Annotated in this window: 18 protein-coding genes; 11 read left to right on the plus strand and 7 right to left on the minus strand. The window is 48.8% G+C overall.

What is annotated here, in order from left to right; translation table 11 throughout:
- The 3 genes from BW931_RS05600 to BW931_RS05610 all read left to right on the plus strand — a co-directional run.
- On the plus strand, window positions 1-91 hold a 91-nt coding region (locus BW931_RS05600), incomplete at its 5' end, for an IS3 family transposase (RefSeq protein ID WP_143541862.1).
- Between the two features lie 35 nt (window positions 92-126).
- Entirely contained in the window at window positions 127-681 is a 555-nt protein-coding gene (locus tag BW931_RS05605; protein WP_076570671.1) for a helix-turn-helix transcriptional regulator, read from the plus strand.
- A gap of 139 nt (window positions 682-820) precedes the next feature.
- A complete protein-coding gene (locus BW931_RS05610) occupies window positions 821-2,386 on the plus strand; it encodes a mechanosensitive ion channel (protein ID WP_084193864.1) in 1,566 nt (521 codons plus the stop codon).
- Window positions 2,387-2,859: 473 nt separating this feature from the next.
- On the opposite strand, the gene gdhA is transcribed toward BW931_RS05610, so the two are convergent.
- Window positions 2,860-4,242: an NADP-specific glutamate dehydrogenase gene (gdhA, locus tag BW931_RS05620; protein WP_076570673.1), complete on the minus strand. Its 1,383-nt coding sequence runs from the start codon at window positions 4,240-4,242 to the stop codon at window positions 2,860-2,862.
- A 163-nt stretch (window positions 4,243-4,405) separates the two neighbouring features.
- Between gdhA and BW931_RS05625 the strand changes: the two genes are divergently transcribed.
- Complete coding sequence (locus BW931_RS05625) at window positions 4,406-5,296, plus strand: glutamate biosynthesis transcriptional regulator GltC (protein ID WP_076570675.1); 891 nt, start codon at window positions 4,406-4,408, stop codon at window positions 5,294-5,296.
- A gap of 93 nt (window positions 5,297-5,389) precedes the next feature.
- Window positions 5,390-6,541, plus strand: coding sequence for an MFS transporter (locus BW931_RS05630; protein ID WP_008586838.1), 1,152 nt, complete (start codon window positions 5,390-5,392; stop codon window positions 6,539-6,541).
- 93 nt (window positions 6,542-6,634) lie between these two features.
- Here the strand turns inward: BW931_RS05630 and BW931_RS05635 are convergent, their stop codons facing one another.
- The 3 genes from BW931_RS05635 to BW931_RS05645 are packed head-to-tail and all read right to left on the minus strand — an operon-like array spanning window position 6,635 to window position 10,898.
- Entirely contained in the window at window positions 6,635-7,021 is a 387-nt protein-coding gene (locus BW931_RS05635; protein ID WP_234972586.1) for a carboxymuconolactone decarboxylase family protein, read from the minus strand.
- A gap of 2 nt (window positions 7,022-7,023) precedes the next feature.
- Entirely contained in the window at window positions 7,024-8,652 is a 1,629-nt protein-coding gene (locus BW931_RS05640; RefSeq protein WP_076570679.1) for a thiamine pyrophosphate-binding protein, read from the minus strand.
- 2 nt (window positions 8,653-8,654) lie between these two features.
- Complete coding sequence (locus BW931_RS05645) at window positions 8,655-10,898, minus strand: EAL domain-containing protein (RefSeq protein ID WP_076570680.1); 2,244 nt, start codon at window positions 10,896-10,898, stop codon at window positions 8,655-8,657.
- A 257-nt stretch (window positions 10,899-11,155) separates the two neighbouring features.
- Between BW931_RS05645 and BW931_RS05650 the strand changes: the two genes are divergently transcribed.
- The gene (locus tag BW931_RS05650) at window positions 11,156-12,136 is read left to right on the plus strand and encodes a CAP domain-containing protein (RefSeq protein ID WP_076570683.1); all 981 of its coding nucleotides are present in this window, start codon (window positions 11,156-11,158) and stop codon (window positions 12,134-12,136) included.
- Window positions 12,137-12,226: 90 nt separating this feature from the next.
- Here the strand turns inward: BW931_RS05650 and BW931_RS05655 are convergent, their stop codons facing one another.
- On the minus strand, window positions 12,227-14,593 hold the full coding sequence (locus BW931_RS05655) for a sensor domain-containing protein (protein ID WP_076570686.1): 2,367 nt from the start codon (window positions 14,591-14,593) through the stop codon (window positions 12,227-12,229).
- Between the two features lie 215 nt (window positions 14,594-14,808).
- On the opposite strand from BW931_RS05655, the gene BW931_RS05660 reads away from it, so the two are divergent.
- Entirely contained in the window at window positions 14,809-15,489 is a 681-nt protein-coding gene (locus BW931_RS05660) for a hypothetical protein (RefSeq protein WP_076570689.1), read from the plus strand.
- A 185-nt stretch (window positions 15,490-15,674) separates the two neighbouring features.
- On the opposite strand, the gene BW931_RS05665 is transcribed toward BW931_RS05660, so the two are convergent.
- Window positions 15,675-16,151: a hypothetical protein gene (locus tag BW931_RS05665; protein ID WP_076570690.1), complete on the minus strand. Its 477-nt coding sequence runs from the start codon at window positions 16,149-16,151 to the stop codon at window positions 15,675-15,677.
- A 119-nt stretch (window positions 16,152-16,270) separates the two neighbouring features.
- Here BW931_RS05665 and BW931_RS05670 point away from each other — a divergent pair, with 119 nt between their 5' ends.
- The 3 genes from BW931_RS05670 to BW931_RS05680 all read left to right on the plus strand — a co-directional run bounded on the left by BW931_RS05670 (window position 16,271) and on the right by BW931_RS05680 (window position 20,420).
- Window positions 16,271-17,563 (plus strand): acetamidase/formamidase family protein, encoded by a 1,293-nt coding sequence (locus tag BW931_RS05670; RefSeq protein WP_076570692.1) that lies wholly within the window; start codon window positions 16,271-16,273, stop codon window positions 17,561-17,563.
- Window positions 17,564-17,750: 187 nt separating this feature from the next.
- Window positions 17,751-19,136: a YjiH family protein gene (locus tag BW931_RS05675; protein WP_076570694.1), complete on the plus strand. Its 1,386-nt coding sequence runs from the start codon at window positions 17,751-17,753 to the stop codon at window positions 19,134-19,136.
- A 15-nt stretch (window positions 19,137-19,151) separates the two neighbouring features.
- Entirely contained in the window at window positions 19,152-20,420 is a 1,269-nt protein-coding gene (locus tag BW931_RS05680) for an aspartate aminotransferase family protein (protein WP_076570696.1), read from the plus strand.
- 66 nt (window positions 20,421-20,486) lie between these two features.
- Here the strand turns inward: BW931_RS05680 and BW931_RS05685 are convergent, their stop codons facing one another.
- Window positions 20,487-21,995 carry a BCCT family transporter gene (locus tag BW931_RS05685; RefSeq protein WP_076570698.1) on the minus strand — a complete coding sequence of 503 codons (1,509 nt, stop codon included), beginning with the start codon at window positions 21,993-21,995 and terminating at the stop codon, window positions 20,487-20,489.
- Window positions 21,996-22,335: 340 nt separating this feature from the next.
- Between BW931_RS05685 and BW931_RS05695 the strand changes: the two genes are divergently transcribed.
- Complete coding sequence (locus BW931_RS05695) at window positions 22,336-22,977, plus strand: YczE/YyaS/YitT family protein (RefSeq protein ID WP_076570703.1); 642 nt, start codon at window positions 22,336-22,338, stop codon at window positions 22,975-22,977.
- Window positions 22,978-22,985: the final 8 nt, after the last annotated feature.

Genomic DNA, 22,985 nt, shown 5'->3' on the forward strand with positions numbered 1-22,985 from the left:
CAATTACTACAACCATGATCGTATAAAAGCAAAATTAGCTGGTTTGAGTCCCATTCAATACCGGACTCAAACCAGCCAATCAGCTTCCTAATAAAAACTCTAACTTTTAGGGGTCACTACCAACGTGTGAAGGATTACCGGAGATTTTTCGTTTATCTGGCCGGAGCTTCAGCGGAACGTTTTTCGAAGCGTTTTGTGTTTGCGTGGGAATTTTTGGCTACAGCCGTTTCTTTAATGAAACTGGTCGAATCATGGGAAACGGAGGAAGATTTCCGGGAGGGAATGTATTTCATGACCGATACATTTATGCACACAGTCAATACATATTTCCTGGAGTCTCCTTCCCACCCGCAAGTGATGAAGTTCATTCAATATGTGGATGAACATTTGTATGATCAGCTTTCCGTCACTTTGATAGCAGACGGGCTCGGAATGTCGCCCGGTCATCTGGCCCGGCTGGTCCGTACTCATCTCGATACCACCTGCAATGAATATATAAAAAGAAAGAAGCTTGAGGAAAGTGTGCTTCTTCTTCAGGATATGACCCTGCCCATACGGGACATTGCCGATAGAATCGGCATCAGTAACGGACACTTCATCCGTATCTTTCAGGAGAAGTATTCCTGTTCTCCCAGTGAATACCGGAAACGGATCGTCACGGGAATTACCGCAGACGTATAAGCATTCCGGCCGTTTTCCGGCGCATGATGGTCTCTGTCTGAGGCCGTTATGCTCCGGGAAATGTTTCCCGGAAGGAACTTTGCTCCGATGAAGGAGGAAGTGATTCATTTTTTTAAATATAGTAAAGGAGGATGATCATGTGGATGGTCTCATGAAGACATTCGAAGATTTTATAGCGCAAATACCGCAGCTTCTTCTCGCGCTTCTCGTACTAATTATAGGATTTATAGTAGCTGCGATCGTTTCCAGAGGAGTCAAAAAAGCTCTGGAAAAAATGGAATTAAGCAGGAGGTTGTTCGGAAAGAAAGACTCGGACACGCCCCCGTCGTTCAGCGTTGAAAGAGTCGTAGGGAAAATCATTTACTGGCTGATCGTCATTATAGCCTTTGTATGGTTCCTTAATATGCTGAATATCGACATGCTGGCAGAGCCGCTGTCCAATATGCTATCAAGCATCACTTCAGCAATCCCTGTAATCGTAAAAGCAGGTATCATTCTGCTCGTCGCCTACGTTATAGCGACAGTACTTAAGAAGCTGATCGAAGGCGCTGGAGGAAAAATGTCCGGAATGATGGTGAAGTCCAAGGTAGCAGATGATGAAGAATCTGCTCAAAAAGGTGTGAATACACTTGCTCAGATCGTATTCTATCTTATCCTTTTACTGGCGCTTCCGGCTGTGCTCGGAGCCCTGAACATCGACTCTCTGAGCGGATCCATCTCTTCTATGATAGAGAGCATCCTTACCTTTATTCCTAAACTGGTAGCAGCTGCGATTACGCTGCTGATCGGCTGGTTTGTAGCTAAAATCGTACGGGATATCGTTACGAAATTCCTTCAGAGTATCGGAACGGACCGCGTTTCCGAGAAGATGAACCTTTCTTCTTCCATGAAAGGAACCAGTCTTTCCCAGATCATCGGTACGGTAGTATTCGTACTCATTCTGATTCCGGTCGTTATTTCCGCACTGGAAACACTGGATCTTGAAGGTATTTCGGCACCGGCTATCGCTATGCTGAACACCGTACTGGAAATGATCCCGCAAATCATCGTAGCCGCTCTGCTGATTATGGTAGGTGTAGTAATCGGTGGCTGGCTGAAGGACGTTGTAGCCAACCTTCTTGAACGCGTAGGTTTCAATTCCCTTATGAGCAAGATGGGACTTGGGGGCGCAGAAGAGAACAGAAGCATCCCTAAACTGTCTGAAATCGGTGGATACATTGTACAGATTTTCGTTATTTTCCTGTTTGCTGTAGAAGCTCTTCAGGTAATACAGCTTGAGTTCCTCGTCGATCTTGCGACAGGAGTCGTCAGCTATCTGCCATCTGTATTCGCTGCAATCGTCATTCTCGGTATAGGTATGTGGCTTGCGGATGCGGCTTCCCGCTTCGTGAAGAGTGCCGTCCGCACTCCTGGAGGCGAATCCAACATTCTTGCCTCTGTTGCCAAGTATGCTATTCTGGCTTTCGCATTGTTCATGGCACTCGACCAGCTCGGTGTAGCTGATTCGATCATCAACACTGCGTTCATGCTTATACTTGGAGCACTTGCCCTTGCGTTCGGTCTTGCCTTTGGACTTGGCGGACGTGACAAAGCGGCCGAGTACCTTGAGAAAGCTGACCGCAAGATGGAAAAAGTAAGTGTAGAAAAAGATTCGAAGCCTGAGGATCCTGGTGAACCTGGTCCGGGCCCGAATGATCTTCCTTAAGACAAAAGACGAAAGACTGCCGGTTTTCTCAAACCGGCAGTCTTTTTTTCGCTCTACAATATTGGCTCTACAATATTTGTTGGGGTATCAGAAAAATTTAGCCAAAGAAATACACACAAGCTCCTTTATCTTTTATACTTTAATTGCCTAGAAACAAGAAAAAGATAGGAGTTGTGTGTATATATGCGTTCTACCATGATGATTCCAGGATTTGAAGGTGTGGAAGTGAGGAAGACGGAGGAACGGGACGGGTGTTTGTACCTTCATGTACAGATGCCGAAAAAAACCCACATTTGTCTTTCCTGTCGAGCTAGAACCCGTCGGCTTTATGACTATCCGGTACAAAAAGTGCAGCACCTCAGAGGGTTTGAACGCATGACCTACGTTTTCTATTGAAAACGACGGCTGTGATTGTGGAAAAAGATTTTCAGAACGAAAAATCCGAACGGTTATATCCGTTCGGATTGTGTCTATTATATACCTTGCATAAGCATCGCACCGGCCACTCTTTTGAAGCCGGCAATATTCGCTCCTGCTATAAGATCGCCGGGCTTTCCGCATTCTTCCGCAGCTTCCTGGGAACGATCGTGGATATCTTTCATGATCGCTTTCAATTGCTCATCCACTTCTTCGAAGGACCAGGAGAGACGAGCACTGTTTTGGGCCATTTCCAAAGAAGATACTGCAACTCCTCCGGCATTGGCCGCTTTCGCCGGGGCGAAAAGAACATCGTTTTCCTGGAAGAAATCAATCGCCTCAGCATCACATGGCATGTTCGCTCCTTCTCCGACGGCGAGCAGTCCGTTAGAGACAAGTAGTCGTGCAGCTTCTTCACTGAGCTCATTTTGAGTAGCGCATGGCAAAGCTATGTCGCAGGGGACGGACCAGATATCCGGACAGTTATCGAAGTAGCGGGCTTGCGGATGTTCTTCCACGTACTTGGATATCCTCTCTCCTTCATCGATCTTCAAACGTTTTACCGTTTCAATATCAATTCCGTCTTCGTCATAGATATACCCCGAAGAATCACTGCAGGCTACAACGTTGGCTCCAAGTTCATCGGCTTTTTCCATCGCAAAACAGGAGACGTTCCCGGATCCTGAAACGACAACTGTTTTTCCACGGAAAGAAAGACCGCGCGTTGCGAGCATTTCTTTCACGAAGTAGACAGAACCGTATCCCGTAGCTTCGGTGCGCACAAGACTGCCTCCAAATTGCGGACTTTTCCCGGTCAGTACGCCGGCTTCAAAAGCTCCGCGCATCTTTTTGTACTGTCCGAACATATAGCCTATCTCCCGGGGACCGACTCCGATGTCTCCGGCAGGTACGTCCGTGTCGGGACCGATATGGTTGGAGAGTTCGGTCATGAAACTCTGAACAAAACGCATGATCTCACGGTCGGACTTTCCTTTCGGATCAAAGTCCGAACCGCCTTTCCCGCCGCCGATCGGCTGGCCGGTAAGAGAGTTTTTGAAAATCTGTTCAAAGCCGAGAAATTTAATAATGCTTGAATTTACGGTCGGGTGAAAACGGAGCCCGCCTTTATAGGGTCCGATTGCGCTGTTGAATTGGACCCGGAATCCACGGTTAACACGAACAGCGCCTGTATCGTCCGTCCAGGGCACCTGAAAGCTTATCATTCTTTCGGGTTCCACAAGGCGTTCGAGGATCCCATTATTGATGTACTCCGGATTTTCTTCAAGAAGGGGAATAAGGGAATGAAGGGTCTCCTTTACGGCCTGATGGAATTCAGGTTCATGAGGATTTCTTTCTTTTACAGTCTGAAGAACCTCGGAAACGTATTTGGTCGCTTTGTCTTTTTGTGGTTTCGTTATATATTGTTGGGTTGTCGGCATAAAATTACATGCTCCTCTCTGACGTTTTCTATAAAAGAAAGTAAGATCTTTTAAGTTGTATTTGAGTGTTATCTATTTTACAATTTATTTTTAATAAAACCAATCTAATAATTAGATTGTTATCATGAAGTTTTTCGATAATTTAGATAAAGGAGGACTCAGTGTGGAATTAAAACAGCTTCGTTATTTCATGAAAGTAGCGGAATTGGAGCACGTTACAGACGCTGCTCTGTCTCTTGATATTTCCCAGTCGGCCGTGAGCCGCCAGATTTATAACCTGGAACAGGAGCTGGGTGTCGAACTTTTTTATCGCCGGGGGAGAAATGTCATACTGACCCATGCCGGTAAAATGTTTTATGAACATATGGACAGGATCCGCGTCCTGTTCCATCAGGCGGAGAGGGAAATACGGGAGTTTCAGAGTCCGAAAACAGGGACCGTCCATATAGGCTTTCCTTCAAGTATTGCTACGTATATTATGCCGGCGGTAGTATCCGCTTTCAGGGAAGAATATCCGGAAGTGAAATTCCGGCTGAGCCAGGGTTCTTATTACGAATTGATCAATATGGTTGTGAAAGGTCATGTGAACATGGCTCTCCTCGCTCCTCTGCCGGAGGATGAGAGAGTGGAGGGGGAGACACTGTTTACGGAAAAAGTAGTAGCTCTTCTGCCTTCCAGCCACCCTTTGGCTTCGGAGGAGGAAATTGAAATCAACAGTTTAAGGAATGAAGAGTTTGTCACATTTCCGGAAGGGTATATTTTGCGGGATCTTATTATGGAGGCTTGCCATAAAGGCGGATTCGCACCTGACGTTTCCTTCGAAGGAGAAGATATTGAAACGATTAAAGGTATGGTTTCGGCAGGTCTCGGTGTTTCTTTCATACCGGAAGTGACGCTGGTGGACGGCATGCCGAGGAACGCTGTTAAAATCCCCCTCAAAAACCCGGTCGTCACCAGATCGATCGGAATCGTCAAATCGAAAGAACGCCCTCTGCTGCCTACGGAGGAGACGTTCTACAGGTTTTTAATCGACTTCTTTTCCCATAGACGGTAATCAAACAGGAAAAGGATAGTTCCGGATACTGGAAAGAACGGAAAACGGAGGGTAAAATAGGGGTATCTGCGGTGAGTAGAGGAGAGGTTGATTTTGAAAGAAATAACGGAACGTGATTACACCCTGCTTTCTATTATTTCTATATTTTTTATGACAGCCGGTATGGGGACAAGGCCGCTCGTGTCGATCCTCGGAAACGAACTGGGAGCCACTTCGTTTCAGATCGGGCTGATCATTTCCCTTTTCCCGCTGCTCCCTCTGTTTTTATCCGTACCCATCGGCCGATTTATAAACTTCCATGGAAGTAAGGGTCCGCTTCTTCTCAGTGCTGCACTGACGATGGCTGCACTCAGTCTGCCGTTCTTCTGGACCTCCCTCACCGGGCTCATCGTGTCTCAGGTAGTAGCAGGGGCCTTTCACACTGCTTTTATCATTTCGGCCCAGAGCTACGTAGGTCAGTCGCGGGACGGAACGAAACGGGATCATCACGTTATGAAGTTCAGTATCGGAGCTGCGACAGGAACATTTCTCGGTCCGGCGATCGGCGGAAGCGTGGCGGACGGATTCGGAACGCCGACAGCTTTCCTTCTTCTCAGTATCATCGGAATGATAGCCGTAGCGATGACGTTCCGGCTCACGAAAGAACCGGAAAACGAGCCGGGAGAAGAAGATGCGAAGCGGAATGCGTCTATGGGGGAACTTGTCGGTATTGTGAACTTCCGTCGTGCTATATATATAAGTACGATGGTGCTCACAGGAAAAGATGCGTTCACCTCTTTCTTTCCGCTTCTCGGAGTGGAAATCGGTCTTTCCGGTACCGAAATCGGACTTATCGTATCGGCTAACGCCCTGGCCGGTCTGCTTATCCGCTGGGGGATGACCTTCTTTCTGGCACGTTTTTCAAGAAATACGGTTGTGCTCACTTCCATCCTGGCTTCCGGAGTTATGTTCCTTCTTATACCGTTCTTTAATTCCGTTTATATCATTGGGGTGATCGCTTTTATTCTCGGATTGGGGGTAGGGCTCGGGCAGCCTCTTTCTATATCGACCGCCCTTCATTCCCTGCCGAAAGATGTCGTCAGCCAGGGTCTCGGCGTGCGTATTACGGCAAACCGTTTCGTCCAGGTCACTTCGCCTCTATTGTTCGGAGGCGTAGCCCAGTTCATAAGTATTTCAAGCATCTTCTGGCTGACTGGAGCTCTCTATCTTTTCGGTTCGGTGAAAACGCGGATCCGGCAGGAGTGAAGACTGTCCGGATACGTGAAATAGATAGGGATAGCATTTTCCTCCAGATAAAAAAGAAGAAGGCGCAGCTGCGCACCTTCTTCTTTTTTAGTATCACCTGGAACTGTATTCCGACCTCTCCTGAAACACTTCCGCTGCTATCTGCATAGCGTGTACGGCCTTCGGAAAGCCGACGTAGCCGGTACACTGGATAATGATTTCAGTTATTTCCTCCCGGGAAAGACCGACATTCAGCGCCGCCTCCAGATGGACTTTCAGCTGATCGAAAGCCCCCTGGGTAATAAGCGAGGTGATCGTTACGATTTCCCGCTGTGAAAGAGAAAGACCCTCCCGGGAATAAAGGTCTCCGAAACCGAAGGAAACTATCATGTTCCACAGGTCGGGGGAGACGTCTTTCACACCTTTCATCTCCTGTCTCACCTGTTCCGAAAAAAGTTCTTCCATCACTTTCTGTCCAGCTTCATATCTGCTGTTCTCCATCATTACTGCCTCCCCATGGTCGGCGGTATTTCATTACCGTCGACAATTGCGTCGATGACTACCGGTTTGTTCGTTTCTTTCATCGTCTGAAGGGAAGTTCGAATCGCTTCCTCCACCTCTTTTTTATTATAGCACGTGTGAGCTTCCAGTCCCATAGAACGGGCGAAAGCCGCCCCGTCAAGAGGAGTGTCGTATACCCCGCCGATCGAGGTCCCGATCATTTTCCTCATACCTTTTTCGACCATGTCGAGACGTCCATTATTCATCATAATGAACAACACGGGCGCATTATAGTTATAGGCAGTGGAGATCTCGGTGCCGTGCATGAACATGCACCCGTCCCCCGTCAGGCATGCGATCGTTTTGTCGGGAGCGGCGAGAGAAGCACCAATGGAATAACCGATACCGTTACCCATCGCCCCGAAAATATCGTCGAAGAAGTAGGTGCCCGGCTGCCGTACATCGAAGTGACGGATGCCGTAAAAGGAATGGCTCCCGTCATCTCCGAACAGCACAGCTTCATCCGGCAGAGAATCCCGCATCGCTTCGATGACCGCGACCGCCGACATCAGTTCTGTATCTGCAACGGCGGGCTGTGTGCGTGCAGGGAGGGTGCGGGTTTCTTTCTTACCCGGCGGGGCTGCGGCGATAAGCGACTGGAGGTTCGTTTTTAAATCCCCGAGTACGGCTGTCGTCTCTGAGTTCAGGGACTTGCCGATAAACGTAGGGTCATGGTCGAAATGAAAGAGGCGTTCCGGCGTCATGTCTTCGGTGAATCCGGGGATGCTCATGTCGCTGAGTCTCGTTCCGAGTACCAGCATCAAATCCGTCTTCTGTTTCAGATAGGCTGCTGCTTCTTCCGTGCCGCCGAGTCCGAAACCTCCGAGAGACAGAGGGTGGTCTGAACGGAAGCAGCCTTTCCCTCCCGGAGTGGTGATGACCGGAATCTGCCAGCGTTCGGCGACTTCTCTCACTTCTTCATAACTCCTGCTTGCATGGACCCCTTTTCCGAGAAAAAGCACCGGTTTTTCCGCTTTTTCAAGGAGAGGAGGGAGGTTGTATATTTCGGGGGAGATGACGGGCGTCCTGTCCGGAATATCAAGAAGAAACGGTTCCGCTTCCTCGAGAAGTATATCGAAAGGAATCGAAAGATGAACGGGTCCCTGAACTCCGGTAACTGCTTTTTCCAGGGCATGGGCCAGAAGCGGAGCCAGCCGTTCCGCATGCTCCACTCTTACGCTGAATTTCGTCACAGGTTCAAACATGCGGCACAAATCGGTACCGAACATACTGGAATCCTGACCCTGTCCTTTACCCGTGTCTTTCATGGAAGGGTGCCCGGTAATGATGAGCAGGGGAGTATGGAAAGCTTTAGCCTGCCCGGCTGCGGTAAGAAGGTTCGTCCCGCCGGGTCCTGACGTACCGATAGCCACCCCGGGGACATCCTTCATCATTGCATATCCTGCCGCTTCGAATCCCGCTGCCCCTTCATGCTTACTCAGAACGAATTCAATGTCGGTGTTCAACAGTTCGAAGAGGATGGGGGAGATGGCTTTTCCCGGTATCCCGAAGACGTGTGTGATCCCCCAGTGTACAAAGTGGTCGGTCAGTATAGAAGCGAGTTTTTTCATTACTAATTTCCCTCCTGTGGCGCCTGTGGGCGGATGTAGGATTTTTCGATATCATCAGCGGTGAGCGGTTTACTGAAATAGAACCCCTGGGTCACGTCACAGTTCTGGCGGATGAGGAAGTCGAGCTGTTCGCTCGTTTCGACCCCTTCGGCGATGACCTGCATGCCAAGGTTGTGGGCAAGACTGATGATAGCATTCACAATGATCGCATCGTTCTCGTCGTGAAGGATTTCATTGACGAAGGATTTATCTATTTTAATGTAGTCGATCCGGAACTGTTTCAGGTAGTTCAGGGAACTGTATCCGGTGCCGAAGTCATCGATGCTGATACCTACCCCGATGTCTCTCAGTTTTTCGAGTACGAGAAAAGAACTGTCATATTCCATCGCCATATACTCCGTAACTTCGAGGACGAGATACTCCGGAGCTAACCCCGTACGTTCCAGAACGTCCTGGACAAGGTTGAGCGTATTTTTCGTAAGGAATTGCTGGGTGGACATATTGACGGAAACTTTCACCGGTCTGCCGCCCGCCTCCTGCCACTTCTTATTCTGCCGGCACGCTTCCTCGATAACCCATTCTCCGATTCTCGTGATGAGACCATTCTTTTCGGCAAGATGGATGAAGGATCCAGGAGAAATCAGACCGAATTCCGGATGCTGCCACCGTATAAGCGCCTCGACACCCACCACTTCACCGGTGGTGTTATTGATCTGGGGCTGATAGTGCAGGACGAATTCATTCTTCTCCAGCGCTTCCCGTAAGTCGGCTTCGAGCCGGAATTCTTCCATCATGTTCTCAAGGGAATGGGAGGAATAGACGACGTATCGGTCTTTCCCGTCCAGTTTCGCCTGATACATGGCGTTGTCGGCGTAAACCATGAACGTTTCCAGAGAGACGTACTCTTCGGGGTAGTAGACGACTCCGATACTCGCGGTTGTGTACAAATATTCATCGTCCACCTGAAAAGGATGACGGAATTCCTGGAGTACTTCTTCGGCTTTTCGGGTCACGTAGTCCGCGTCTTCGAAATTTTGAAGTAACAGGACGAATTCATCTCCGCCCATCCGGGCAAGAATGTCGTTTTCACCGAGGTACTTTTTCAAATGCCTGCTCACTTCAATAAGAAGATGGTCTCCGCACGTATGACCGAAATTATCGTTGATGATTTTAAAACGGTCCAGGTCGATGAAAAGTAAAGCAAGACTGCTGCTTTCCCCGCTCTGGAGTTCTTCGATAGCTCTTTTCGTTTCAATGTTCACATAGCGGCGGTTGGGGAGACCGGTAAGGTCATCATGGTAGGCCAGGTAGTTATATTTTTCCTGAAGGTTGTATCGCTCGGTGATGTCACGGAACTGACCGAAAGCGCCGGCCAGTTTCTCTTCTTCGTAAATAGGCTGGGCGTCGAAAAGGCAGATGACGCGGTCCCCGTTCTCATCCGTGAATTTCAGTATTTCATTGGAAAAGCTTTTTTCCTGTTCGAGGAGCTCTTCGAAATAGGAACCGGTGATCGGGGATTCCCGGATGTTGCGGCCGAGGACGTCATCTTTATCTGTTCCTGATATCTTTTGGGCGAAATCGTTGAACTCCGTAGTGATACCGTTCTCATCCGTGACAACTATGCCGTTTCTCGTACGGCTCAACATGATCTGGTTCATAATATTCAGTTTTTTGTTCTGTTTCCTGAGCAGCAGTTCCCGTTCAATGGAGTCCACGACCTGGGAAAGCATTGTCAGGAAGAGAGGATTTCTGTATTCAATCGGCATCATGATCGACAGACTGCCGAGCAGGTTATTATTATCGGTATAGCGGAAAGCGGTACCGTAACAGGCGGTACTGTGCAGGAACGTATGATAGTGACTTTTTCCTATGAGGCTGATGGGGTGCTTTTGATCAAGAGAGAGGCTGATCACGTTCGTTCCGGTATCTTCCTGGCGAAAGAGGCTGCCCGGAAATATGCCGAACTGTTCGATAGTGGAGCGGATCGTCTCATCTCCTTCCACTTTCAACAGGTACCCGTCGGCGTCGGCTACACCTACAAGGATCGGCGTTCCTTTCAAAGAGTCCAGCAGTTTATTCGAAAAAAAACTGACGACGGATAATATTTCATCATACTCTTCTTTCTTGGCTTCCAGTTCGGAACTGGTTAATATGGTGTCGGGACGCGGGATCTCGTTCGGGTTCATTCCCGCTATTTCACACAAGCGCTTCGATTCAACGATGAAATCCGGTTCATTATTTGTCATAGGGCTCTCCTTAACAAGAATTTACTTTAACTATATACTTCTTTGTTCAAGCCTGTCAAAAGCATTTCGAACTCCCGCTTCCCGGGTGAATACGCAAACTCCGGTTTCAATTAAGTGTCAGCACGTCTGCTCAGTGATAAAATTAGGGAAACAGCAGTCTCAGTAAAAGAAAAACCGGTTGAGTATATAAAGGTAGTTATTATTATTATCGGCTGATGAGTCTTAAAAATAAATGAACAAGAAGGAGACGGAAGCGGATGAAGAAGGCAGTCGCGTTACTGGCACTCCTGTTCCTCGGAACGTGGGTCATCACAACTCTGGATTCCGAATGGGATACCGTGAAGAAGGAAATGGATTCCTTCATGGAGAAGTTCGAAAACTGGGAAACCGGTCAGGTGATCGATTCGGCTCCTGTTTCTCCGGAAGAGGAGGAAAAGAAGGTTACTTCCGGGAAAGAGTCTTCGGCAACAGCCGGGGAGCAGACGGTACAAAGTATTTACGGCACCCCATGGATGTTGACAGGGACGACGTCGGGGAATTTCTCTTTCGCCAATAAAGATAGCACCGGTCGCTACCTGGGAAAAGAAGGGGAGAGCTATGACGGGATAACCATTGGCCAGGAAAGCTCCACTGCAGAGAAAGCCTGGGGCGAACCGGCGGATGCGGTCAGACGGGGGATGACGAGTGTGCGGTCTCCGGCTGAAAACTATGACGTGTACCAACGGAACAATAAGGAAGTGACGGTCTTTTACGACCGTCATGAAGGGAACGTTATCAAGTCCATTTATATCGTCCCCCAATCCGTTACTGTAAATATGAACAGCTACTATGCGAATGAACAGGACTGGGTCGGAAAGGACCAGGCGGAAGTTATGTTCGGACTTATCAACAGAGATCGTACGGCGAGGGGACTGGAGCCGCTCAGCTGGAGAGAGGAACTGGTCCCTGTAGCAGAAGCCCACAGCACGGATATGACGGAGCGTGATTACTTCTCTCACACTAATCCGGGAGGACAGGGACCGGCGGACAGAGCCAGGGAAGCCGGGGTATCTTTCCGGATCATCGGGGAAAACCTCGCTTACGGGCAGAGCAACGCCGTTTACGCCCACGAAGGGCTGATGGATTCCAAAGGCCACCGCGACAATATCCTCAATCCTGCGTATGAAGAAGTCGGAATCGGTGTCGCAGTCGATGACAAAGGTGCTCCTTACTTTACGGTACTGTTCTATAAGGGATAGTGTATGACAGAAGAAAAAAACAGCCGGGACCTCCTTCGCAGCAGTAGCTGTATGGAAATGTTCCGGCTGTTTTTGTTTATGGAGTACGCGCTATTTGTGAAAAAGTTTCGGATTGAAGTGGGAGACGATTTGTTCCGGTTTCATAGGTTTTGCAAAATAGTATCCCTGGTACTTATCGCATCCGTTTCTTCTGAGGAAATCCAGCTGGCTGGCTGTTTCCACACCTTCTGCAATAACTTCGAGATTCAGACTGTCGGCAAGGGAAATGATAGTAGTGATGATATCATTGTTTTCCCGGTCGACTCCTATATCTTTAATGAACGATTTGTCGATTTTGAGCTGGTGGATAGGGAACCGTTTTAAATAACTGAGAGAACTGTATCCTGTTCCGAAGTCATCGATGGAGATTTTAACCCCGAGACCGCTCAATCTGTTTAAGATGTCGGTGGCCTCTTCCGCGTGTATGGCCATAGACTCTGTGATTTCCAGTTCCAGGTACTTTGCAGGGAGCTCGGTTTCCTGAAGGATTTGTGCTACCATTTCGACTAAATCGTTATGATAGAACTGACGCATGGACAGGTTGACGGATATTTTTACAGGCGGGTACCCTTCGTCCTGCCAGGCTTTTGCCTGTTGGCAGGCTTTCCTGATCGCCCATTCACCGATAGGTACGATCAGACCTGTTTCTTCGGCAATCGTGATGAATTCGGAAGGAGAGACGAGCCCGAGGTCTTTATTTCTCCACCGGAGCAGTGCCTCTATACCGATTAGATGGCTGCTGTCTTTTTCGAACTGCGGTTGATAAACGAGAAAAAACTCCCGATTTGCGAGTGCTTTGTAAAGGTGGGACTCTGTTTTAAGGTCCGTCTTCCGCTTTTGAACCTGGCTGTTGTAAACCTGCCAGGTGTTTTTGCCGAGGTTTTTCGCATGATACATAGCGTTATCCGCCTGGCGGATGAGTGCGGCGGTCGTGTTGCTGTGCTCCGGTGACATGCTGATACCTATGCTCACTGTCACCAGTGCCTCATATCCGTTCAGGTCATAGCTTCGCTCCATTTCTGAAGTGATATCGGCAGCTATTTCTCCCGCCTCTTCCGTATCGACTTGCGGCAGGATGATCAGAAACTCGTCGCCTCCATACCTGAACACGTTCCCCCGGGTGCCGACAAGCCGGAGCAGACGGCGGGATACCTGTTTCAACAGTTCATCTCCCATGTGGTGGCCCATATAATCATTGATAAATTTAAAACGGTCGAGATCCAGGAAGAAAAGGGCGAAATTCTCCCCCGACGCAAGTTTCTGCTCGATGGTCTCGTGGAAGTAACGCTGGTTCGGAAGTCCTGTGAGCGTGTCATGATAAGCAAGGTGGTTCATTTTTTTATTAAGCTTTTTCAACTCGGTTACGTTTTTGGCCACACAGTGGATACCCGTAATGTTTCCGTCGATGTAAATAGGCACGAGTGCTACGTGCAGGTACAGCTTCTCTCCTTCCGACATGGTGAGCTGCGTTTCATATTGGTGGGGTTGTCCCTGAAGAGAGGTGAAAAAATGTCGTCTCGTCTCCTCCCGTACCTCCTCTGATATAAAAGGTAAAAACGATTTACCTCTCAGCTGTTCAATCGACATACCGGAAAGTTTCTCCGTACTTGCATTCGCATGGGTGAACGTACCGTCTGTATCAAACGTCATCACTGCATCCGTATTGTAGTCGAACAGGGAGCGGTAGCGCTGCTCGCTTTCGGTAAGAAGCCGTTCCGTTGCTTTTTTCACTGTCATATCTCTCGCAATACCGATGACTCCCGTAATGACGTTGTCGATAATCAGAGGCACGGCGGTAACATCCATAATATGTCTGGCCGCATCCCGGGAGATGAGGGTGGTTTCAAATCGTACCGTTTCCCCGTTAGTAACTTTTTTGAAATGAGAAAGGGTCGCTTCACCGGCTTCTTTCGTAAGAAACTCCAGATAGGAGGAACCATTGATTTTTTCGGGAGCATAGCCGAAAAGTTCTACACCGGAAGGGTTGATATTCGTATATCTTCCGCTCATATCCAGGGAGAAGATAGTATCCGGATTATACAGGTAGAGAGATTTGAACTGCTGATCTTTATGTTTCAACCGATATTTTATTTCTCTGTTTTTCGTCATGTCCTTGACTGTCGTGAGCGTATAGAGGCGGCCATCCGAAAGGGTAAGGGAACGGCTGACGGTTTCGACGAGAAGTTCCTCCCCGTTTTTCTTATAAAGTATCCTTTCCTGCTTTTCGAGGGGGAGTGTATCGAAGAGATCAGAGAGCGGGCGGGACAGAAACTCTTCCCGTGTGTATCCGAGATTCGATAAAACGGGAGCGTTGACTTCCACGAAGCGGTCTTCATCGGGGACGCTTACCAGCAGGCCGGTGTCCGCATTATGCAGTATTTTCAATAAATCCTCTTTCGTCCATGCGGATGCATCCATAACTTTTCCTCCCTGTCTGAAGTGGATATTCTATATCATAGTTTAGCAGGGAAGAGAAATTGTTTCTATACTTTTTGATGAGCGGCTGGGGAAAATTACTCAGAAAAGGTATATAATTTTGGAAATTAGGGAAAATAAAAGGAAGGCAAGCGTCGTATTTTATTTGTCCTTCGGAAGTGAGACAGTAAAATCCAAACCGGAAAGAGGAGAGACGTATGTGGAAATGGCTGATTGCGTTATCCATTCTGCTTGCCGCCTGCGGGACGGGGGAACAGACTCCGGAAGAATCTGCGGAAGCCGGTGACACCCCGGAAGCGGAAACATCCAAAGATGAAAGTGAAGGAGCAGCGAAAGAGAAATCTGAAGGTTCTATCGATGTCGATAAAGGAATGTTCAATGTAAAAGTGACCCTTCCTAAAACGCTGTTCGAAATGGAAGACGGAGATTTTGAAGAAATAAAAGCTTCTGCGGAAGAAGAAGGAATCGGAGAAGTGACGGACAACGGGGATGGAACGATTACGTATAAAATGTCCAAATCGAAGCATAAGGAAATGATGAAAGAAATGGAGGAGGAGATTGAGAGCTCCCTGGAAGAGATCCGGGAAGGCGGGGAATATTCATCCATTCAGGGGGTCACCGCAAATGGTGATTACTCCGAGTTTACGCTCGAAGCAGAGCAGACTGCCTATGAGGAGAGTTTCGACGGATTTGCCGTCTTCGGTATCGGTGTTCTCGGTTTATATTATCAACTTTTCGATGGAGCGGGCCCCGATGATTACAGCGTCGTCATCCACATCACCGATGCTGCGACCGGGGAGGAATTCGATACGGTGGAGTTCCCGGAAGTACTGGATGAAATGAGCGGCGAACAGGGAGAAGAGTACGGAACAGAATAGCGTACACAGAACCGGACTTTGACGTCCGGTTTTTGTGTGCTTTTCAGCAGAGAGGATGGTCAGTGAGGCTGTTCATTTCCGGGGAAGCTGTTTTCCTTCCCCTCAGGCGAGTGGGAACGTGTTGAAGGGAAGTAAACTCCATTCGGAGGTTCTTTTTTCATATTCTGCACGATCTGCTGAAGATATCAACTGTTGCGGTGATGTGCCGAAGTTCCTTTCCGCAGCTGAACAAACAGCAGCAGGCTGACCGGTAGTATATAGAAGAATTCATACCGGATAAGAGAAAGGCCGTACGTCGCCCCGGTCACCGGGTACAGCAGATGGACTCCGTTCCCGAGATAGTCGATACCGAGCGCGCTTACTACGAGTACGAGAGTCAGCCGCCACCATATGGAAAAAAACGTCATGGTAAGCAGCGCCCGCGTGAAAATAGCGAAAAACGCGGCAATAATGGGTACGGTGACCAGGGAGTGGCCGATCAGCACACCGAACAGTTTGGGGAGATCCGGGATCAGTACGATGACACCGACGCCCCCGAGAAGAACGAATCTTGCTTTTCTATTTTGGAAGTCAGGTCCTTTAAATAATAAATCCGCCACCAGCAGCCCCGTAAGTATGTGGAGAAGGGTGGAGGGGATGTGACTGAGCAATAATTCCGTCATAAGAATCTATCCTTTCCTCTCCTTTGATACCCTGAAGACAACGGAATGAAAAGTCTTTATTTTTGTAGAATTGTCTGTAATATTCTAAAATTAAGACAATAACAAAAAGGGGTGTAAAAATGAAGGCTAAACAGACTGTTTTCGTTAACGATTTTACCGACGGCGTGCTGGATCCCTCAAAGGAAATGGAGTATAAAGTACGGGACGGCGGGCACATCGTCGCCAATACGACGCCCGGATGCTGGGGACCGATGATCACCCCTGCCCTGAAAGGCGGGCATGAAGTGACGAAGCCCGTGTACGTGGAAGGAGCGGAAGTGGGAGATGCGATTGCTATCCGTATCCATTCCATCGAAGTGACTTCTATAGCGACAGCTTCCGGGAACGACAAACCGGTCGAAGGGCGTTTCACCGGCGACCCGTTCATAGACGGGAAATGTCCGAACTGTGGTACGGAGAATCCCGAAACATATATCGAAGGCATCGGCCAGCAGGCGATCCGCTGTCAGGTGTGCGGAGAGGACGTGACTCCCTTTGCGTTCACGAATGCGTATTCCATCGCCTTCGATCACAAGAAGGAAGTGGGTCTGACATTGGATAAACAGGCGGCGGAAAAAGTGGCGAAGGACTCGAAACATTACATGGCAACGCCCGAGGGCTCTATTCAGAATCCGGTCGTCACGTTTGCTCCCCACGATATCGTCGGGGCTATGGCAAGGCTGCGGCCTTTCCTCGGACAGCTCGGCACCACACCTTCAAGGGCTATTCCCGACTCCCACAACGCCGGAGATTTCGGACAGTTCCTGATTGATGCTCCGCATTCGTATGGACTCACAAAAGAGCAGCTGGAAGAGCGGACGGATGGACACATGGACATTAACCGCGTCCGGGAAGGGGCAGTGCTTATCTGCCCGGTGAAAGTGGAAGGCGGAGGAGTATACCTTGGAGACATGCATGCGATGCAGGGGGACGGAGAAATCGCCGGACATACGACAGACGTCTCGGGTATTGTCAGTCTGGAAGTGGAAGTGATGAAAGGCGTCAACATTGAAGGGCCGATCCTCCTTCCGGTGGAAGAAGACCTTCCTTACCTTGCTAAACCGTTCACGGAAGAGGAGAAACAAAAAGCCGAAGCACTCCGGAAAGAATGGGACATAGAAAAAATGGAAGATTCTCTTCCGGTGTCCTTCGTCGGCAGTGGAGCAACTCTCAATGATGCGACGACGAACGGCATGGAACGTGCGGCGAAAGCTTTCGGCATTGATGTTCCGGAAGTGATGAACCGGGCTACGATTACCGGGTCTATCGAGATAGGCCGTCATCCCGGAGTCGTCACCGTCACATTTTTGACTCCGAAAAACTATCTGGCAAAAATCAGTCTTGAGGAAATAGTGAGTGACTTCTATAAATAAATCCGAAGCATCCGCTGAATGGCGGGTGCTTTTTTACATAGCAGTGGATATATGTCTCGGGAACACCTATGCCGCCGGACGCCTCTTAACATTTAATTTTAAATATGCTGATACACCCTATTGAATAAAAATACATTATTGTGTATTATTAACCAATGAAACAATTATCGGATTGGGGGAGAAAAGCATGGAGATTGATGAGTCTGCAACTGCGAGCGACACCACAAATGGAAAGTACACGACGAAGCAATTATTGAAATTTCTTATTCCATCATTAATCGGAGTGCTTTTGTTCCTTGTACCTATTTCTGTGAATGATACGGTTACGATCGGTCTCGGGGTGATGGCTGATGGCCTGCAGGCGGCTATTGGACCGTACATTCCTGCTTTTATGACAGCAGTATTGTGGGTATCTGCCCTCGGCAGTATAATCACCCGGTTTGTTCCCGAAAAATTATATAAAGATAATATTTTTATCGTGGCTATTTTCGACGTAGGGACGTTCTGGATCACGCTTCGGGTCATTGGTGCCGCCTTTGCGGCTATGACGTTGTGGAGTATCGGTCCTGAAGTGATATGGTCGGAAGTGACGGGAGTCGTCGTTCTTTACGATCTCGTTCCCGTGCTTATGGTCTGGTTTTTATTCGCGAGTCTGTTCATGCCGCTACTGTTGGAGTTCGGGCTGATGGATTTCATCGGAGCGATGGTCAGAAAAGTGATGAACCCGCTCTTCCAGCTTCCCGGCCGTTCTTCCGTGGATGCCATGGCTTCCTGGATGGGGAGCGGTACCGTCGGTGTTCTTCTCACCACCCAGCAGTATGAACAGGGATATTATACGAAAAAAGAAGCTTCCATCATCGCTACGAACTTTTCCATAGCGTCTATCGCGTTCAGTCTTGTTATCGCAAGATTTCTGTCTATCGACGATATGTTCGTCCAGTTTTATGCTACGGTAGTGGTGTGCGGCATTGTAGCGGCAATCGTCATCCCGAGGATACCTCCGCTTTCCGGTAAAAAGACGACATACCATGGACCGGTCGGCCGTCAGATACAGGAAGATGTTCCCGAAGGCTGGTCAACGTTCCGGTGGGGTGTGGACCGTGCCATAAAGAAAGCCGATCAGGTGAAAGGGGCCGGGGAAGTCGTTAAGAAAGGGCTGTTCCACGTAGCTGATATCTGGCTCGGCCTCATTCCGCTCGTCATGGCTCTCGGTACCGTCGCGCTCATTATTGCGGAGTTCACGCCGATTTTCACTTTCCTGTCCTATCCGTTCATTCCTATTCTGAATCTGCTGCAGTTGCCAGAAGCGGAAGCTGCAGCCCCTGCGATGATCGTCGGCTTTGCGGACATGTTCCTGCCCGCGGTCATCGGAAGCGGAATCGAAGCGGAGATCACCAGGTTCGTCATCGGCGTTATGGCTCTGACTCAGCTCATTTATATGTCTGAAATAGGCGTGCTGCTCATTAAATCGAATATACCGATCAATCTGTTTGAACTATTCATCATTTTTCTGCAGCGGACGGTCGTAACTTTGCCGCTCGCCGCGCTGATTGCACATTTATTTTTCTTTTAGGAGAGGATTACAGTTATGGACGAAATAAAAGATCTTGTGGACAGACATTTGGCACCGAGCATGGCCAAGGACCACCCGAACCTTCCGGTGGAAAAAGAAGAGGGGCATTATTACTACGGAAAAGACGGAAGGCAGTACCTTGATTTTACTTCGGGAATTGCAACGACGAACGTCGGACACCGGCATCCCAAAGTGGTGAAGGCGATCAAAAAAGGCGCAGATGAACTTACTCATGGACCGTCCGGGGTTATTATGTACGATTCCATTCTTGAATTGTCACAGCGTCTTGCTGCCATCCTCCCCGGGGATCTCGACTGCTTCTTTTACGGAAACAGCGGTGCCGAAGCGGTGGAAGGCGCTTTGAAGCTGGCCCGTCACGTTACGGACCGCCCTTACGTCGTTTCTTTTCTCGGCGGATTCCACGGTCGTTCCATGGGAGCGCTAAGCGTCTCCACTTCGAAAAGCAAGTACCGGAAACATCAGCCGGTCAATGGCACATACCAGCTGCCTTATGCAGATCCGGAAGCGGAAGACCCGGTTGCAGAACTCGATCGCCATGCGGAACAGTTGTTCAAGTATCAGGTGACCCCCGAAGAAGTGGCGGCATTCATTGTGGAACCTGTTCTCGGAGAAGGCGGATACGTCGTTCCTCCTGCCTCATGGCTCCGCAGAGTGAGAGAATTGTGTGACGAGCACGGCATACTGCTTATTTTCGATGAAGTGCAGACCGGGTTCGGTCGTACCGGAGAGTGGTTCGCTTCGCACACTTTCAACGTCACACCGGACATTATGGCGATTGCGAAAGGTATAGCGAGTGGTCTGCCGCTCAGTGCCACCGTGGCTTCGCGGGAACTTATGCAGAAGTGGCCGCTTGGCAGTCACGCAACGACGTTCGGCGGGAACCCGATTGCCTGCCATGCTGCAAATGCTGTACTCGACGTCATCGAAGAGGAGGATCTGCTTGCTAATACGAAAGAGCAGGGGGCTTACGCTTACGAGAGGCTGCTCACTATACAGAAGAAATATCCGGAAATAGGGAGAGTCCGGGCCCTCGGTCTTATGATAGGAATCGAAATGGTGGACCCGGTGACGAAATCTCCGAGCAGTGATGTGTTGTTCGACTGCCTGGATCGTGCTCTTGAAAAAGGGGTGCTATTCTATTTCGGAGGGAACGAAACGGAAATTATGCGGATGATTCCGCCCCTTACCATTACAAAGGAAGAAATCGACCATGGACTTGATCTGTTTGAAGAAACCCTGAAAGAACGGGGTAGCAGCAACTAGATTGTTTCTGTGTACTCAAAAAAAGCCGGCCTGCTTGTTAGTAAAGCAGACCGGCTTTTAGTATGACTACGATTTCTGTTTCTTCTCTTCTTCTGCTTCCATTTTTTTATACTCCTCATTGAGTGCCTTGAAGAGGGCGATGACCATGAGAATCATGACAAATGAGAACGGAAGCGCCGCGGCAATAATCGTATTCTGTATCGCCTGCAGCCCTCCTACGTACAGGAGAATGAGAGCCACGGAGGACTGAGCCAGTCCCCAAACGATCTTGATTCTGTTCGCCGGCACCAGAGAGCCGTACGCGGACTGCATACCGAGTACGAACGTAGCGGAATCGGCCGACGTAATGAAGAACGAACCGATCAGCACTATCGCAAGTAAAGAGAGAATGAGAGACAGCGGAAGCTGGTCGAACATGTTGAACAGGACGAGTTCTGTCGCATACTGGGTAAGTTCCGTGCCCTTATTCTGGATGTTGCCGGAAGTCGTCCCGAAAACGGCAAACCAGATGGAAATGAGCAGGGTGGGAATGGTGAGGACTCCGGTAAGAAACTGTCGAATCGTACGGCCGCGGGAGACGCGGGCGATGAACATACCGACGAATGGAGCCCAAGAAATCCACCAGGCCCAGTAAAAAATTGTCCAGCTATCGAGCCAGCTGCGGTTATCGCTCTCGAGTGGAGCCGTACGGAAGCTGATTTCAATGAAATTCTGAATGTACATGCCGAACGTTTCCGTAAACATGTTCAGAATCAGTATCGTCGGCCCGATGATCAGGACGAGCATCAGCAGGACGACGGAAAGAACCAGGTTCGTATTGGATAAGTACTTAATGCCTTTGCTTAATCCTGTCCAGGCTGATACTAAAAATAACAATGTTACGACAGTAATGATGAAGAACTGCGACGTAAAGCCGACCTCAATACCGAACAAGTGGGAAAGCCCGGCGTTGATCTGCACCGCTCCGAAACCGAGAGACGTTGCCACACCGAAGACGGTTGCGAATACAGCGAGCACGTCGATTAATGTGCCGAGCGGCCCGTTCATTTTTTCGCCGAACAGTGGTTTCAGAGTCGTGGAAATAAGGCCAGGCTCTCCTTTTCGGAACTGGAAGAAAGCCAAGGCAAGAGCAGTGACTCCATACATGGCCCAAATATGAATACCCCAATGGTAGTAGGCATAGACGAGCCCTTCTTTAAACGCTTTTCCGCTCCCTGTTTCCGAAGTAGGGGCATCAGACTGATAATGAAAAAGAGGTTCGGCCGCCCCGTAGAATACGAGACCTATCCCCATCCCTGCCGAAAACAGCATCGCTGTCCAGGTAGGAAGGGAAAACTCCGGTTTTTCCCCGTCTTTACCGAGGCGTATTTTCCCCCATGGGCTGATGGAAATGGCGACGGCAACAATTACGAGTGCGGACATGAGTAGCAGGTAGTACCACCCGAATGTGGTAGCCACGTAAGATTTGATGCTTCCTGTAATTCCTTCAAACTGCGTCGGGAATACAGCACCGAATATAACGGTTATGATGACTAAGGTGAGTGTAATGTAAAAAACTCTGGATACGTTCTTCATGTCTCCTCCTAAATGAATTATGGCGTAAAATAACGGTAAATAAACAAAAAAATACTTCCGTAAAACTGAAATGTCCGTTTTCTAAGAACAATTGGAGCTCTACTGAAAGTATTTCACCTTACGTATTATACTTACTTTTTTAAAAATGACAAATGACGTTTGAAAAAAAGTAGATGAAAAATTTCCGCTTATAATCATATAAATATCTATAAACCGGTGTGCTCGTAAATAGAACGTTTTCAGCAAAAAATCATCGATATATCTAGGATTTTCTCCTTGTTTCTCTCTATATCTTCTAATAGAATGGCTTTTAGATTTCAGGAAAGAAGGAGGGGAAGTCATGTTATATCGTTCCTCTATATACTTGCTGGGTATGCTTATCAATTTTTTCGGGGTAGCGCTTCTCATTAACGCTACTCTCGGAGCAGGGTTCTGGACGGCGTTTTTTATCGGTGTCTCCGATCACTTAGGATTTACGACAGGTTTCTGGTACGGAGTGTTTCAATTTCTGATTGTTTTTGTGAACGCACTGCTTATGAAGCAGGCACCGGAAATCAGAGCGGCCATTCCTATATTTATGGAGAGTCTGATTCTGGATTTCTGGCTGGAGTTCGTGTTTGCACCGGTCAATCTGGCTAACTATCCGTTTCTCCTGCAATTTGCACTGCTGCTCGTCGCAGTAATGATCATCGGTCTCGGGGTGGCGATCTATATTCTGCCTCAGTTCGCCCGCGCTCCGGTCGATCAGCTGTTCCTTGCGGTGAGTCACAGATATAATTTGAGTCTGCAAGTGTCCCAGACAGCAGTAGCGGTCGTCATGGCTTCCCTCGCTTTCATCATCGGCGGTCCTGTAGGACTTGGTACAATTGTTCCGATGCTTCTGCTCGGTCCGTGGATTCAGTGGTTCTATACGAGAGTGTATACGATGTACTATCGTTTCCGTCCTTCAGGAGATATGAGTCTCGAAGAAGAACTGCAGTAAGAAAAAGT

It is taken from the genome of Salimicrobium salexigens (assembly GCF_900156705.1).
In the GTDB taxonomy this organism is placed as follows: domain Bacteria; phylum Bacillota; class Bacilli; order Bacillales; family Halobacillaceae; genus Salimicrobium; species Salimicrobium album.